Genomic DNA, 15,979 nt, shown 5'->3' on the forward strand with positions numbered 1-15,979 from the left:
GAAAATGAAAAAAACAATGTGCCTAAGTCTTGCTTTGCTGGCTTTGGGGATGCTGGGATGTGCCAGTGTCCAAGTAAAAGACGAGTGGAAAATGCTGATTGAGTCTGAAGCAAAGGTAGCTGCTGAACAATATATGTTTTTGTCAGCGAATACTCCGGAGGACAGAATGCCCAAGACTTATTTCTCGGAAAAAAATGAATGGGAATCTTCTTCTACTTCTTGGTGGACTTCTGGTTTTTATCCAGGTACATTGTTTTATATCTATGAGCTCACAGGAGATCGTGAAATTTGGGATCTTGGCGTCAAAAAGCTTGAAATATTAGAGTCTGAAAAGCACAACAAAGGAACGCATGATTTGGGTTTTATGCTGTATTGCAGTTTTGGAAATGCGGATAGACTTCATCCAAGTGACCAATATAAGCAAGTGATGCTCACTGGGGCTGAGTCATTGGCAACCAGATTCAAAGAAGAGGCTGGGGTAATCAGGTCTTGGGATCATGGAAAATGGAAATATCCTGTGATCATTGACAATATGATGAATTTGGAGTTTTTGTTTTGGGCGAGCGCGTACAGTGGTGATCCAAAGTACAAAGAAATCTCGATCAGGCATGCAAAACAAACACTTAAAAACCATTTTAGGGAAGACAATAGTTCTTACCATGTGATTGATTATGACCCTGCAGATGGTAAAGTCCTGGCAAAGCAAACCGCTCAGGGACTTCATGATGAATCGGCATGGGCAAGAGGGCAGTCTTGGGGACTCTATGGATATACGGTCATGTACAGGCTTACCAAAGACAAGGCTTATCTTGACCAAGCAAATGCAATCGCTGAATTTATTTTTGCACACCCCAATCTCCCGGAAGATTTGGTTCCTTATTGGGATTTTGACATTACTGAACAAAATCAGGAAAAAAGGGACGTTTCCGCTGCTGCTATCAATGCATCTGCACTTTTGGAACTGGCCCAGTATGTGTCGGGAGATAAGGCAAAATCCTATGTAGATAAAGCAAAGAAAATTATGAAAAACCTTTCTTCAGACCAATACAGGGCCAGGGGGGAAGAAGCCGGAGGTTTCTTGTTGAAACATTCTGTCGGTCATTTCAAGGCAAATTCAGAAGTGGATGTTCCATTGACCTATGCGGATTATTATTATGTGGAAGCTCTGTTGAGATACAAAAAGTGGTATCTGAATGAAAAATAGGATGTCTTCGATCTTTAGGGACGATAACCACGGAAATCGCTTTTAACAATTTCAAAATGAGGAATCCTTCGAGGGTTGTCCTAGCTGGATTGGTCGGTGTCCTCACCGACCAAGGTGATGGGCGTAGGCCTGAAATCTCCGATTAGCCATACGCTTTGGGTAAATCAGATCTCAGGTCTGCTTTCCCTGTAGGGTTCTGTTTGTTTTCTAAGAAAAATGGGAGCGGATTTCTTTGTGCGGACCCTCCTCAAAAGCAATTAAACTCAAATAGTCAACAGTCGCTTATCGACTGTTGACTATTTTTGGATTTATCCTTATCCCTACCTTATCAAGCTAAAGCACGAGGATCGTAACCTTTTTTATAAATTTGAAAATACGTGTATACGCTTTCTTGCCAGTAGATCTATAAAATATTCCCAACAACTGTTATATCCAATCTGTTGACCGTAGTCTGTTGACACTCGTGCGCTCCACCACGGCGGACAGGCGTGGCGTAGTTGACGATTATCCGCAACATTATGCCTTACTATTTCCTTAGTGACAAAATAGCGGATAATCATATTTGACAAAGTAGGATTATTTTACTGTCCTCTTTTTATGGCTTTCTTTGTTATTTGAAAGTCATCCCCGAATATGGTCAAGTAGTAGAGTCCATTTTTCAAACCATTCAGGTTAATTTCAAATGAATTTCTATCAATACCATATTCTTCTTTAATGGTGTTTCCCGACTTGTCTTTTATTACAGCAGCCCTGATTATTTTGTCACAATTGACTGTTCCAATGTCATTTGTAGGGTTGGGGAACAATAAGACAGAAGGCGCTTTTGAAGTGATCTCAGGGATTTGTTCTGGTTCAATTTCGCCTAAAATGTATTCGAGTTTTGGTTTTTGGGATTCGTTTGCAGCATCTTTTGAAGCAAAAGAGGTATAGGTGTTTGACTGTGTAGAAACTATCCTAAAGCTGTAAATTTGTGCTTCTTCCGAGTTTTTTAATATTTCTGTCAGATCAAAAGTCACATAACCAGCTTCTTGAAGACCAGGTTGGGACATGATCAAGTTTCCCGTCGTTGGGGCATTGTTCCAAGTGAGTCCATAAGTGCCATTTCCGGACCAATTGCCATTGCCTTCTTCCCAGTTGTTGTCATCGAGCAAGTACAATTCCCAATTTGTATTTGCTGCGGAAGACAAGCTATAAAGTTTTAATTGTGCATAGACGGGATCGCTTTCCAATTCACCAAGATCAAATTTGAGGTATGTGACTCTTTGGTAACCGCCAGTTTGGCTTGCCAAAAAACCAGCAGTACCATAGTTCTTGTCCTTGGCATCGCCATTTGCATCCGAATCTTGTATAAAAGTATCATCGGTTGGCAACACACCTATCAAATCTTCTTCTGGTATTTGAGATGGGTAAGCTAAAATTGTAGGCCGGTAATCTGGAGTCTGGTGCTCTCTCGAAGAAAATTGCGCATCAGTAGTGCTTCCAACTGTAGTCGAAGTGATTCTTATGCTAAGTTTCTTTTCGGCTTCTAAATTGTCTAAAATTTGGGATGGTATGGTGAATTTCACAAAAGAGCCAGCCGGCATGCCTTGGACTTCGGCAATAATTGAATTGCTGGATGGTTTGTTGTTCCAAGTCAAACTTGTCTCCGACCAATTATTATCTTCTACCAAATGAAATTGCCAAGTGGTTTGGTTTACCGTTGCATTGGCATTGTTGACACGGAGTTGTAAGATTGCAGAGTCCAAAAGGGTAGGGAGATGGCTCAGGTCAAATTTTACAAATGCTTCCCTTGCCCAACCTTCACCATCATTTTTGACAACCAGATTTCCTGTAGGATAGTTGGTGGATGCGTAGCTGCCGTTTCTGACAAAAGCATCTTCAATGGCTACTGTTTTGAGAGGGTCGATTGCGTCTTGATATTCGGGTGAATTCAAATCAATTGCTGTGCTGGTGCAGCTTCCTGCGTTATCTCCGGTAGGCAAAGCGATTTCTGACATCCTAAAACTAGTTGTTCCCGGAAATTTGAATCCGATTCTCAAACCGCTCTGCAAAGTTTGCGTTGGGTCAGATGCCACAATCTGTACAGCCTCTGGGCTTATGGATTTCAGTAAGAGGATACAAGGATGGTTTGATTTTACCGCAAAACCCCCAAACTCCAAAACCCCAGCCTTATGAAATACGACCTGAGTGATATTTAATCCCAAGTGCTGAACTGCCTGTATGGAATCTGTATTGGAAAGAATATTGATGTTTTGGGCATCATAATTTCCCATTTGGCTTGGGCTTTCTAATCCCGGAACAACAATATAGGCGTACTTGGCTTGGTTTGGATTTATGCCATGATCTATCCAAAGTTTGAACACTTCTTCATTTACAGAAGCTGAAGATTGCGTTTGGTTGATACTGCTCCAAGATCCAGTTTGTGTTTGGTTACTGATTTTTATATTTGATCCCTCTGGGAAAAGATAGCCTACTTTTGAATGCCATACCCAATCCAGTCCGTTCGGGAATTGATGTGACCCTTGGGTCAAGCTTTGTTCTTGCTGATTGCTTGAAATAGATACAGAACCTTTTAGGAGGGTTTGGTTGACGGTTGTGTTCAGGTTTTGGCTGGCATTGGATTGGATTCCAGCTCCCAGTGCCACTACTTCCTCGTCAAAAAAGAACCATGATTTTTTTGCTTTGGATTGGTAATCGTCTAGATGAAAAGTGCTTGCCCCATAAATCCCATCAGAGACTCCTCCAACAAATGACGTTTTTCCGGGATTATTTCCCCATGCAGTTCTAGAAGGGTAACTTTCACTTTCAGGAATGGTAGTCCCGGGGATTTTATTCCATTCCCAAACTGGGAAAATATTGAAATACTCATCTCCGTCTACAGCTATAAAATTAGAGCCTTCTGTCAAGTAATGGCCTTTGATATTCTCACCATTTCCCATTTCTGTTTTGACGGTTCTTGTAGAAACTGAATTGACAGAAAACATATATGCTGGTCTGTGGTGTACCGAATAATCAGATCTCCAGTAATGTGTATTCCCTGGACTGACGGCTACATTCAATGGCAATTGACCTCTCATAGCTTGTATTGCCAAGTCATATTCATCTTCATGAATCTCCAAGTCAAAATTTCTCACTTGTTCAATCAATCCGACATCAGACCTGGTCGCATTGACCCTGCTGATCCCTCTGCCGAAAGCATTGTAGTCTGCAAAAGCACCTCTTGAAGTTTTTATGAATCCATTTCTGGTGAAATCAGAGATGATGGCAATCTTCTCTGCTGAGATGGCATAGGCTGTGCCTGTGGTATTCACGGCGATGTTTCGTATTCCAGACAGGTATTCTCTTCCATAGCCATAGACATAAAGCTGTGGCCCATGGGCTCTGAATGAATTGTCCCGTTGGATTCCTTCACCTGTAGTGATAAAGATAGAGTTGGACGATTGGGTCACCGCATAGTTCAACAAATCACCGTCTTCGAGCAAACAGGCCCTCATAATAAAGTGTTGGCAAATATCGGTGAGATTGGAGCCATCCTTTCCCGGGGAAGTGGTGATAGGCACACTTTTGAGCATCCACGAAATCATTGCTGTCTCTAGCTGACTGCTGATGCCCACATTGCTTTTTCTCATACTTATCAGTATCCTTCCCACTTCCAAAGGAACACTAATACTCCTGTACCACCAGTTGCTGGATGATGGTTCTGGATTTAGGTTTGTCCAATATACCATTGCAGAGATGATTTTTGAGTGTAGATCGTTGTCTTCAAAATAACTGCTGGAATTTCTGGTGTAAGCTTTAGTCAGGACACCGATTCTCTTGATATGTGTGTCTGGTGACCAATTCGTCTGAGACTGGTCGGTGTAGGAAATGTCGTTCCAATAACCATCGGCTTGAAGACCGCTGAGCAAATTGGCTACATTTGCGTCTAGGTTGGTTGTCGTTGGGCTGCTTTGGTAATTGTCGAAAACCCTATCCATGATAGTTTGAAAGTCACTGTTTGGGATTCCAACCGCACTAAGTTGCAGGCCGATCCACATGAGTAGAAATGAGTATAGTTTTTTATCCATTTGAGGTTGTGTTTTGGTTGATTTTGGGTTTTATGTATATGCATTTACTTTCCGGTAATCATATTCAACAATACAATTTACGGTATGGGATTTTGATATGATGTATGTATTTTGTCAACAATATTCCAAAATCGTACATTTTTTTAAAACATCCCTTAGGGTTCTTTTTAAGGCATTTTTGAAAGAAAAAATGTATGAAAATGGCATTTTTATGAATGATTTTGGAAGTGGATCTGCCTAGACTGAACACTTACGCCGTCTTTTTTGATGATAGTGGCTTACTCTATTTCTTCAGGATAGCTTCCCAAACCAATTTGTCTTTGTCTATAAACCAGAAGCCTTCTGAGTTTTGTTGACTTTCAGCTTTTTGCCAAGATCAAGTGTGTAAACAAGGAGGGGTTTTTCTATAAAGGTCAAACTACTGCAGGGATAATTGCTGCGTTATGGACTTATCTAACCCTGTTTTTCTTGGATAGTGTGCGAAAAATCAAAACCTTTGCAATTCAATAAAAAATTGCGTTTTGAAAAAAATATTGTTTTTAATCCTCCTTGTTTTACCTATCTATTCCCAAGCCCAGATTTTGAATATTGAAAGATCAAGAATAGAAAAGGACACCTCAAAAGTATTTATGTTCAAGGCAGTAGCTGGCCTCAATCTTTACAATAGGAGTGCGGCAGCCGATGATCCAGTCAACCTTTTTGGGTATAATCTCGATGTAAATGCTTTATATTATCCGGGAAAACATGGTTTTATGTTTATTTCCAAGTTTGATTATCTAAAAATAAACGATTCTGATTTTTTGAATTTTGGGATGATGCATGGAAGGGTGAATTTTTTAAGGGAAAACACGACCAATTATGAAACATTCGTACAGTATTCTTTTGATAATTTCAGGGGATTGGATCCAAGGTGGATCGCTGGAGGATCAGTAAGGCACACTTTTGTGAAAACCTCAAAAATCACCTTTTTGGTCGGTGTAGGAGGTATGTATGAGTTCGAAAAATGGCAAGTGCCCCACTCGGAAGAGTTTGTGGAATTGAGCTTGTTCAAAAGCTCCAATTATATCACTTTTAGGGCAACAATCAATGATTTTGTGGATTTCAATATGGTGAATTATTACCAGGTAGGTTATGATAAGAGTATTTCTGGGTTTAGGAATAGGGTCAGTAACTCTACCATCCTCAATACGAGGCTGAATGAAAAGTTTTCAATTACCAATACATTTGAGTTGTCCTTTGAAGACAGGCCGGTCGTACCTATCACTAATGTGATATATGCATTCAAAACAGGTCTTTCGATCAATTTTTAATACAGATCATGTTCAGGATGTTCGGTGTGAAACATTAGTTTTAAGATCGATTTGTCTAATTTATAAATGAAAATTTAATCAGGCACAGGATCAGGCTTTTGCAGAAAAATAATGAATGAAATTCATCCTGTCCAAAGGCTAGTTTCCAATAATTTTATATCTTGCAGGGATGGAAAATTTTGTTGTTTCAGCTAGAAAGTATAGACCTTCCAATTTCAAGAGTGTAGTGGGGCAAAGCCACATAACTACGACTCTGAAAAATGCGATCAAAAACAATCATTTGGCGCAAGCCTTTCTTTTTTGTGGCCCGAGAGGGGTAGGTAAGACTACTTGTGCAAGGATATTGGCAAAAACCATCAATTGTGAAAACCTAACATCAGATTTTGAAGCATGCAACGAATGTGATTCCTGCAAGGCCTTCAACAACAATGCCTCTTTCAATGTCCATGAATTAGATGCGGCGTCCAACAATTCTGTGGATGATATCCGTAACCTTGTAGAGCAAGTCAGATATGCTCCCCAGCAGGGACAGTACAAAGTCTACATCATTGATGAAGTTCACATGCTTTCGAACCAGGCTTTCAATGCTTTCTTGAAGACATTGGAAGAGCCTCCAAAGTATGCCATTTTTATCCTGGCGACTACAGAGAAGCATAAAATCATCCCAACCATACTTTCCCGCTGTCAGATATTTGATTTCAACAGGATCCAGATCAAAGATATTGCTGAGCATTTGACTTATATTGCTTCCGAAGAGAAAATAGAGTATGAAGATGAAGCTTTGAGACTGATCGCTACAAAGGCGGATGGAGCTTTGCGGGATGCTTTGTCTATTTTTGACTTGATTGTAACTTACTCGGCTGGCAATAAGCTCACATACCAAGAGACGATTTCGAATCTTCATATTCTCGACTATGATTATTATTTCAAAGTCGTGGATGCATTGATTGCCGAAAGCATTGGTCAGACCTTGTTGATTTTTGATGAAATCCTCAAAAAAGGTTTTGATGGCCATAACTTTATTGTTGGACTAAATGAACACCTTCGTGACCTGTTGGTTTGCAAAGATGAAGCGACTGTGGAATTACTTGAAGTATCGGAAGGAGCCAAAGTGCGCTATCTGAAGCAATCGAAGGAGGCGTCTTTGTCGTTTTTGCTTTCTGCCATGAATATCTGTAACCAATGCGATATCCATTACAAGTCCAGCAAGAACCAGAGACTCCATGTAGAGTTGGCTTTGATGAAGTTGTCAAAATTGAACCAGGCGATTTCCCTGGCGGCCTTGGCACAGGAAGATACAAAAAAAAAAGACTAGCAAATCAGTCGGATGAGTCGAAGGAAGCGCCAACTTTGTTCAAGGAAGCCGCAAATCCCTTTGGCGCAAAAAAATCCCCAGTACAGAAAACCATAGCAATACCGTCATCCATCCAGGATGCAAGGAAGATGGCTGCTGCAAAACCTGTGGCTCAAGTATCGGTACAGGTAGAACAAGAGGCCAAGGATGAGGTCAACCAATTGGCAGAGGTATTCGACGAAAACAAACTCAAGAATGTACTCCATGAAATGGTCGAAGAGTACAAAAAAGACCATAAAAACCTTGAAGTGACAGTTCTTAAGCAACCTTATAAATTGGAAGGGGAGCATATCACATTTTTTCTAAACGGAGAGATTCAGGAAGATATTTTTGCAAAAAACAAGCACGTGGTGATGAATATTGTCAGGAGGAGACTGAACAATTACAATGTGACCATTTCTGCCCAAATCCAAGAAGATGCTGTTCCCGAAGGCAAAAAACTATATACTTCTACTGATAAATTGAATTACCTCTTGGAAAAGCATGGAGCCTTGAGGGAGTTGCAAAGAAAATTTGGATTGGAGACGGATTTCTAAAAGTCTACACCAATCCCAAAATTTATTAGGTTTTGTACTTGGATAGCAGGCCCCTTGGTGTCATCAGACCTCGTGATCAAAACCCTTTCGTCATATATCAGGACTGTTTCTATCCTCGTAGTAATGTACTTGTTGACTTTCATGCTGACAACAGAGTTCATATTGACCACGATGTTTCCCAGTTTTTCATAATTGGAAAAGAGGTTTAAGTCAAGTTTCCATCGTATGTTTTCCAATAGCTGTATATCTGTAGCCGAAGTCAAAGACATACCTGCCTCTGCCCTGACCATTTCACCGGGAATAATCCCAAATGCACCTGCCCTGCTGAGGGAGTCATCCATTACAATCGTAAACCTTCCCGTAAAAGGTGACCCGATTACAGATATTTTATCACCATTCTTCAATTCGTTTTTATAGTTCAAACCAGTTGAAGATTGAATATACGCAGGGGCCAATAGGTTTGAGATTTTGGATCTTGCGTCCCTCTCTGATCCACTCGGCCTGAAGTATCTATATCCAGACAACAATTGTGTCCTTGCATCAATCTGTGTAGAGAGATACCACTTTGGGGTCAGCTCCCGACCATATTTGCTGACGAATATAAAGTTGTCGTTTGTCTTTCTGGTGGCAAATCTTCTGTCACTCTGCCTGTTGAAACCGAAGTTGACGGTGAGTTTGCTGTCCCATATTTTTTTGTCTTTTTGGAAATTCGCAAAGAGGTTTACGCCAGTATTCAAAGCCAGGTTGCTGGCACCACCAGCAGACCAATTTGTCAGACTAACCTGTTGGATGCTGAGATTGAAATTGCCCCCCTTTTTCCAGTATACCGGTTGCTCAGGCCTTAGTATGATCACAGAATCCCCCAACATGATTATGGTCTCACCATTGATGACGAGTGTGTCGGCAAGTTGGATATCGTCTTGCGCCTGAATTTGCATTGTGAATCCTATCACAGCGAATAAAAGAAGAAACAGCTTCTTGGTCATGGTTCAAAGATATTTGACTTTTGGGATTTATGGTTTAAAAATGATCAGTTTTTGTCCAAGCTGGATGTTGTCACTGCTAAGGTTATTCCATTGTTTGATATCATTTACTCTTACACCATATTTTTGGCTTATTCTAAATAGATTTTCACCTTTGATCACTGTGTGAGAGATGCTTTGCTGTGCTGCCGCTTGTTTTGTCTCTTGTGAAGCAGGAACAGGCGGTTGGCTTGTTTGCTGTACGACAACTGTAGCGGTTGAAGAAGTTTGGTTTTGTTGGTTGAGTGGAAGTATTTTGATGTCTTCGCCTCTTTTTCTATGATCTTGTAGATTGAGCACCATGCCTGGGACTAGATGGTTGTCTTCCCGAATTCTGTTTTTTGCTTTGAGAGCAGATAGCTTTATCCCGTATTTCTGTGAAATGGACCAAAGTGTCTCTCCCTTTTTTACAACATGCACTTCAGCTTCTGCCTTCGTGCTTTTTTTGGCGGTATAATAGTATTCCCCTGCTTGTACAGGTTCATTTTTGTCTAGATCATTGATTCTTCTGAACTTACCCGTCCGCATTCCTATTTGGTCTGTAAATTCATCTTGCGAAGTACTTACAGCAGCTTTTACGCCCTCTATGTCGTTGACAAGTATTTGGTTTGGCTTTGTAGCCTGTGAGGTATTTCCCGATACTTTGGGATAAGCGTTGGCTTGTCTGATCGATTGGCTATATTTTGTGTTCGTATAATCGATATTCGAACCGGCTTGGTTTGTCGCCTCCGTCAAGACCGCAGGATTGGTAGGATACCCGCTTTTTAGATACACAATGGAATATGGTTTGTCTCCAGGTATCTGTCCCTTGCTTGTCCATTTGTTGTATTCTTTCAGATGTGCCTCGGTGACGTTTAAGCGGGAGGCCACGGCTTTGAGTGTGGTTGGTCCTTGAATACTGATTTCTTCCAGATAGCCTGTGTTTGATACCAATTGTACTTTACTTCCTTCAAAAGCGACTTTGTGGGCAAGGAATTTCTTGAAATACCAATGGGTGTTTCTGTCTAATTCAACCACCTTTTTTCCATTGTATTGGGTGCCAAAGTAGGATTTTGCACCTCCCAAACCCATCTGATAAGCGACAAGTCCGCACATCCAATTGTTGAATTGGGCATTGTTCTTCTTCAGGTATCTTGCGGCTCCCTGAGTGGAGGAGATGATGTTTTTTCTTTCGTCAATCTGGCTGTCCACCCTCAGGTACACCTCCTCGGCAGTCCCTTTTTTGAATTGCCAAAACCCTACCGCATTGGAAGTGGACACTGCGTCTGCAATCAGGCTACTCTCCTGTATCACCAAATATTTCAGGTCGGTTGGGACGCCTTCTTTCTGCAATTCCCTTTCTACAAGAGGCATGTAAAGGTTGACCCTTTCCAGTTTGGTCTTGAAATAGGTGGGGTTTCTGTATAGGGCATCTACATCTAGCTGGATCTCCCTTCGCGCTTGCTCATTGAGTCGCAAGGTAAGGTCGGCAAACCTGATTTCTTTTGGTACTTGTGGAGTCTGCGCATTTGCCTGACTGAATACCAACAGTGCAAAAAGGAAAAGGAGATTTTTGAAAGTATAATTCAGTTGGGTTGGTTTCATAGTTTTCTTGCTAGCATGATGCCGTCACGGATAGGGAGGAGTACATTCTCTACCCTGGGGTCATCTTGTACCATTTTGTTGTATTCCAATAATGTTTTGGTGTCTTTGTCCACTTTTTTTCCTTCTTGGACCAGTATTTTTCCTGACCAAAGGACATTGTCAGCCAAGATGATTCCCCCTGGATTCATCCTGTCAATGACCAGGTTGTAATAGTTGATGTAATTTGCTTTGTCAGCATCGATGAAGACCATGTCAAAGTTTCCTTCCAAAGCTGGAATGAGATCCAATGCATTGCCCAATCGATAGTCAATCTGATCGGCTAAGCCGGATTGGTTGAAGAATTCCCGGACCATCGGCGCAATTTCGTCGTTGATGTCCAAAGTGATCAGCTTTCCGTCTTTCGACAAACCCCGAGCCATACAGATGCCTGAATAGCCCGTATATGTACCGATTTCCAATATTGTTTTTGGATTCAACAGCTTGGTGATCAGTTCTAGGGTTTTTCCCTGCAAATGTCCGGAAAGCATCCGTGGCATCATCACTTTGGCGTGGGTCTCCCTGGTGATGTGCAGGAGCAATTCATCCTCCTCAGTAGTGTGGCTTTCACAGTAAGCCAATAATTCAGGTGCAATAAATTCCATCTTATTTGGGTAAATAGGTTAGAAAACTCAGTTGGTCAGGTGAAAAGACATCGTTGGCAATGTCTTGAAGCTCCTCAGCAGTTGTATTTCTAATAATACCAAAGATACTGTCCAAAGAATCAATTCTCCCCTTATCCAAGAGGTTTTTCCCAAAAACCAACATCAAAGCTGCATAATTCTCTTCCGCCATTGCCATTTGCCCGATTGCCTGTTCTTTGGCCATGTGCAATTGCATGGTGCCCAGCTTTTGGGTACGGAGTTTTTCCATTTCTTTCAGGACAAGTTTTTTTGAACGGTTTAGTGTTTTTTCTTCCGTTCCGAAAAATATACCCAAAAAACCCGTATCCGAATAGGTCTGATAGGATGATTCCACGGCATAGACATAGCCATATCTTTCCCTCAGTGACAAGTTGAGCCTGGAGTTCATGCTGGGTCCTCCCAATATGTTGTTCAAAAGGTAGAGTTTGAATCTGTTGGGATCATAGATCGAATAGGCTGGTTTGCCTATCGCACAATGTGCTTGAGTGATGTCTTTTTCGATGGTCTTTGACTTAGGGGAATAATTGGAATATCCACTTCTGATGTAGAGACTTCTTTTAGAGGGGATGGATTCCAAATACCCCTCTACCTGATTCAGTACCTTTTTGAAACTGATGTTCCCAACCACAGAGAAAACGATGTTGGTGGTGTCCATTCTGCTGGAGATAAAATCGAAAAAATCCTGTTGGCTGAATTTACTGACTGTTTCTTCTGTCCCAAGAATATTTCTTCCCAAAGCATGCCCTTCATAAATCAACTCGTCAAATTCATCCTGAATGGCATCTTCGGGGGAATCCCGGTACATGGCCATTTCTTCCAAGATGACCTGTCGCTCTTTTTCTATTTGTTTCTCAGGGAAGGTGCTGTTGAATGTGATGTCGCAGAGTAATTCCGCTGCTTTGTTGAAGTGCTCTTTGAGGATGCTGGCGTAGAAACATACTTTTTCTTTGGTGGTATAGGCATTCAGCTCACCACCCAAAGATTCAAGTCTGTTGATGATGTGGAAAGCCTTTCTTTTTTTAGTGCCTTTGAATGCCATGTGTTCCCAAAAGTGCACAAGTCCTTCCTGCTCTTTGGATTCGTCTCTACTGCCAATATTCAATATAAATCCGGAATGGACCATTCTCGTATGGGGGACTTCCATATGGATGATTCTGATTCCGTTTGATAGTTCTTTGAGGTTGTATTGCATTTGTAATGTTTTCGCAATTAATGTACAAAATTAAAAGAGTTTTTGGTTGTTTTTCACACAATAGATAATTGTTGGGATCGTCAATTGTCACCAGTCATCAGGCAACCATAAATCTCAAGGTTAAAATCATGAGCTGATTTAGCTGTGAGGTGATCGGATACACATATCTGTGAATTTTTCTATTTGGGATGGATAGTCGGAATCGAAAAAGTATATTTGTGTTCTAGCATTTCAAAGAAATAGCATATGTCAATGTTTTGCTAAAAGAAAAACAGATCAGTTTGTCTATAAAATTAAGGAAAAATAAATAATCATGAAATACACCCCTCTTCCAAAGGAACTATATATCAAGAACAGAAAAAAATTGGCAGAGAAATTACCTGCTAAATCTGTGGCGGTTTTTCACTCCAATGACATCATGCCTACCAATGCTGATGGAACGATGCGGTTCAGGCAAAACAACGATATTCTTTACCTGACTGGAATAGATCAGGAGGAATCCATTTTGGTTCTTTGTCCTGATTTTCCAAACCCGGATATGAGGGAGATACTTTTTCTCCGGGAAACCAATGAGCACATTGCAATCTGGGAAGGACATAAATATACCAAAGAGGAGGCTTTTGAGGCTTCAGGGATTGCAAATATTCAATGGGTAGCTAATTTTGATTCGGTGTTCAATTCCTTGATGGCATTGAGTGAGCATGTGTTTTTGAATACCAATGAACACCTCAGGGCTGATGTACAGGTTGAAAGTAGGGATGCGAGGTTTGTCAAAAGTTGCAAAGAAAGATATCCGCTTCATACCTATCGTCGTGCAGCTCCTTTGATGCATCAGCTGAGGGCCGTAAAAGAACAGGAGGAAATCGATCAACTTCAGGTAGCTTGTGACATTACTGAAAAAGGTTTTAGAAGGGTTCTTTCTTTTGTCAAGCCAGGTGTGACAGAGTACGAGATCGAAGCTGAATTTATCCATGAATTCATCCGAAATAGAAGCAAAGGCTTCGCTTACGAACCAATTATCGCTTCAGGAGCCAATGCCTGTGTATTACACTACCTTGAAAACAAGGAAGTGTGCAAGGATGGCGACTTGATCCTTTTTGATGTAGGCGCCGAGTACGGCAATTACAATGCGGATATGACGAGGACAATTCCAGTCAATGGGAGATTCAGCAAAAGACAAAGGTCCGTATACGATGCTGTTTTGCGTGTCCAAAGAGCCGCCATGGATATCTTGAGACCGGGTGTCAATATCCAAGATTACCACAAGGAAGTTGGGTTGATCATGCAGTCGGAATTGGTGAGCTTGGGGCTGATAGACCAAACGGATATCAAAAACCAGGATCCCAAGTGGCCGGCATACAAAAAATACTTCATGCATGGCACTTCCCACCATCTGGGATTGGATGTGCACGATGTGGGGACAATGTATGAACCAATCACCCCTGGAATGGTCTTTACCATAGAGCCGGGGATCTATATCCAGGAAGAAGGTTTGGGAATCAGGCTGGAAAACGATATCCTAATCCAAGAAAATGGCTACCTTGATCTGATGAGCAATATTCCGATAGATGCGGAGGAGATTGAGGAACTGATGGGTAAAGGATGAAAAGAAAACTCGCAAAGGTAGGGGAGGAGCAAAGGTTTGGGAGATCCGAGGCATAAGACACAAGGTTCGAGACACAAGAAGCTAAGCCTGTCCCGGTGAAAATCGGGAAGACAAGACAAAATTGTGAGATGCGAGAATCGAGATGCGAGATTTAAGATACAAGAATCAAGAAACAAGAACCAAGACAGTCGCCTCGGTCCCAAATGCATTCGGGATCGAGGTCTCGTCCCACCTTTGTACAAAGAAGTGGGAACATGAAAAGTATATATAAACTTCAGTGCGAGATTTCTTCCCGCAATCCTGCGGGACAGGCTCCACGCCTCCCTAAAGTAAGGTAAATCCGAAATGACCACCAAGTCACCTCGACGACAGGAGAGGTCTCTTTACTTGGGCTAAGAGGCATTTAAGAGGATTGAAAACAAAAGGAAAACAATGAATAAAGTGTCAAGTGAAATCTTGGGGTTCTTTGTGGTTAAATTTTCCAGTTTTGGAATTAGGAAGGTTAATTTTTGGAACATGACTTTTTAATGCTTTGTTGACCTTCAAAAAATCATATGTTATATATGTTTTAAAACCTGTATTTCATATTTTTAACCTGTTTAGTGTTTTTAAATTGGATAATTTCAAGATGTGTTTTTCTAGAAATTATTTTGAACTAATGTTTTGAATCAATATACTTGTGAAACCATTTTATAAACTAATAAATTTTTACTTATAAAGAAATACCTGTCGACCCTGTTTTTAGGATTAGTAACCTCAAGTTTCTGAGATTACCAGACATAATTGATATGAAATATATTATTCTATTCTTTTTATTGTTTGCCCAAGTTCATCTAGTACTTGGGCAAACTAATAAAGCCCATTATTTTGATGTGGGATTACGGGGGATTTTACATACACAGCCAATCGGTAATCTTAAAACAAATGGTTTTGGATTATTGGTCAACCATAGTATGACCGTATTTAATAATCCTAATTGGTATCTCCGAAATGAGATAGCTTTTGAAAGATTATTCAGTAAAGAAGGGGCAAATCGACCACTTCTCAGATGGTATGAAAACAGCGTTCGTTACAAACCTACTATTGAGAGGGGATTTAGATTTTTAGACAATAACCTGACTTTTGGGGTGGGTGTTTCATTTTATTATGGTACTATATTAAGTTCGGTTATATGGCAAAATGATATTCCAATTGAAGTGGGTTACAGACCAGAATTATATTACAATCCAGGATTTACACTGACTTACAACAATCCTTCAGTGAGTAAAAAGATGTCTTTAAGGTTAGATTATGACTTTAGGAGAATTGCAAATAAAAGTTGGAGTGATTGGTCAAGATGGACTAGCTTATCAGTACTTTATAGGGTGAAATAATATAAATGTAAAGGGTTTTCCGTTTGTTTTAATTTTCAAGAAATTGTTGCT

The 15,979-nt window shown here is 40.8% G+C and carries 11 protein-coding genes; 6 read left to right on the forward strand and 5 right to left on the reverse strand.

Annotated elements, in window-relative coordinates; translation table 11 throughout:
* Nucleotides 1-4: 4 nt before the first annotated feature.
* Nucleotides 5-1,204 carry a glycoside hydrolase family 88 protein gene (locus ACFSKL_RS20410; RefSeq protein WP_376888839.1) on the forward strand — a complete coding sequence of 400 codons (1,200 nt, stop codon included), beginning with the start codon at nucleotides 5-7 and terminating at the stop codon, nucleotides 1,202-1,204.
* A 581-nt stretch (nucleotides 1,205-1,785) separates the two neighbouring features.
* On the opposite strand, the gene ACFSKL_RS20415 is transcribed toward ACFSKL_RS20410, so the two are convergent.
* Nucleotides 1,786-5,271 (reverse strand): polysaccharide lyase family 8 super-sandwich domain-containing protein, encoded by a 3,486-nt coding sequence (locus tag ACFSKL_RS20415; RefSeq protein ID WP_376888841.1) that lies wholly within the window; start codon nucleotides 5,269-5,271, stop codon nucleotides 1,786-1,788.
* A gap of 521 nt (nucleotides 5,272-5,792) precedes the next feature.
* Here ACFSKL_RS20415 and ACFSKL_RS20420 point away from each other — a divergent pair.
* From ACFSKL_RS20420 to ACFSKL_RS20430, 3 genes are all read left to right on the forward strand, one after another.
* On the forward strand, nucleotides 5,793-6,581 hold the full coding sequence (locus ACFSKL_RS20420; RefSeq protein ID WP_376888843.1) for a DUF481 domain-containing protein: 789 nt from the start codon (nucleotides 5,793-5,795) through the stop codon (nucleotides 6,579-6,581).
* A gap of 169 nt (nucleotides 6,582-6,750) precedes the next feature.
* On the forward strand, nucleotides 6,751-7,896 hold the full coding sequence (locus ACFSKL_RS20425) for a DNA polymerase III subunit gamma/tau (protein ID WP_376888845.1): 1,146 nt from the start codon (nucleotides 6,751-6,753) through the stop codon (nucleotides 7,894-7,896).
* Between the two features lie 35 nt (nucleotides 7,897-7,931).
* A complete protein-coding gene (locus ACFSKL_RS20430) occupies nucleotides 7,932-8,471 on the forward strand; it encodes a DNA polymerase III subunit gamma/tau (protein WP_376888847.1) in 540 nt (179 codons plus the stop codon).
* Here ACFSKL_RS20430 and ACFSKL_RS20435 read toward each other — a convergent pair.
* From ACFSKL_RS20435 to ACFSKL_RS20450, 4 genes are read right to left on the reverse strand one after another with little or no spacing between them, the layout of a single operon-like run.
* Entirely contained in the window at nucleotides 8,468-9,457 is a 990-nt protein-coding gene (locus tag ACFSKL_RS20435) for a DUF3078 domain-containing protein (RefSeq protein ID WP_376888849.1), read from the reverse strand. The genes ACFSKL_RS20430 and ACFSKL_RS20435 overlap by 4 nt on opposite strands.
* A gap of 27 nt (nucleotides 9,458-9,484) precedes the next feature.
* Nucleotides 9,485-11,077, reverse strand: coding sequence for a LysM peptidoglycan-binding domain-containing protein (locus ACFSKL_RS20440; RefSeq protein ID WP_376888851.1), 1,593 nt, complete (start codon nucleotides 11,075-11,077; stop codon nucleotides 9,485-9,487).
* Nucleotides 11,074-11,718, reverse strand: coding sequence for an O-methyltransferase (locus tag ACFSKL_RS20445; RefSeq protein ID WP_376888853.1), 645 nt, complete (start codon nucleotides 11,716-11,718; stop codon nucleotides 11,074-11,076). The genes ACFSKL_RS20440 and ACFSKL_RS20445 overlap by 4 nt, the downstream gene beginning before the upstream one ends.
* 1 nt (nucleotide 11,719) lies before the next feature.
* Complete coding sequence (locus ACFSKL_RS20450) at nucleotides 11,720-12,949, reverse strand: M16 family metallopeptidase (protein WP_376888855.1); 1,230 nt, start codon at nucleotides 12,947-12,949, stop codon at nucleotides 11,720-11,722.
* 313 nt (nucleotides 12,950-13,262) lie between these two features.
* Here ACFSKL_RS20450 and ACFSKL_RS20455 point away from each other — a divergent pair, with 313 nt between their 5' ends.
* Together ACFSKL_RS20455 and ACFSKL_RS20460 are read left to right on the forward strand one after the other, a co-directional pair.
* Complete coding sequence (locus ACFSKL_RS20455) at nucleotides 13,263-14,555, forward strand: aminopeptidase P family protein (RefSeq protein ID WP_376888856.1); 1,293 nt, start codon at nucleotides 13,263-13,265, stop codon at nucleotides 14,553-14,555.
* Between the two features lie 788 nt (nucleotides 14,556-15,343).
* Nucleotides 15,344-15,928, forward strand: a complete 585-nt coding sequence (locus ACFSKL_RS20460) for a hypothetical protein (RefSeq protein WP_376888858.1) — start codon at nucleotides 15,344-15,346, stop codon at nucleotides 15,926-15,928.
* The last annotated feature ends 51 nt before the right edge of the window (nucleotides 15,929-15,979 follow it).

Origin of the sequence: Belliella marina, from assembly GCF_042682445.1 — a bacterium.
Classification (GTDB): Bacteria; Bacteroidota; Bacteroidia; order Cytophagales; family Cyclobacteriaceae; genus Belliella; species Belliella marina.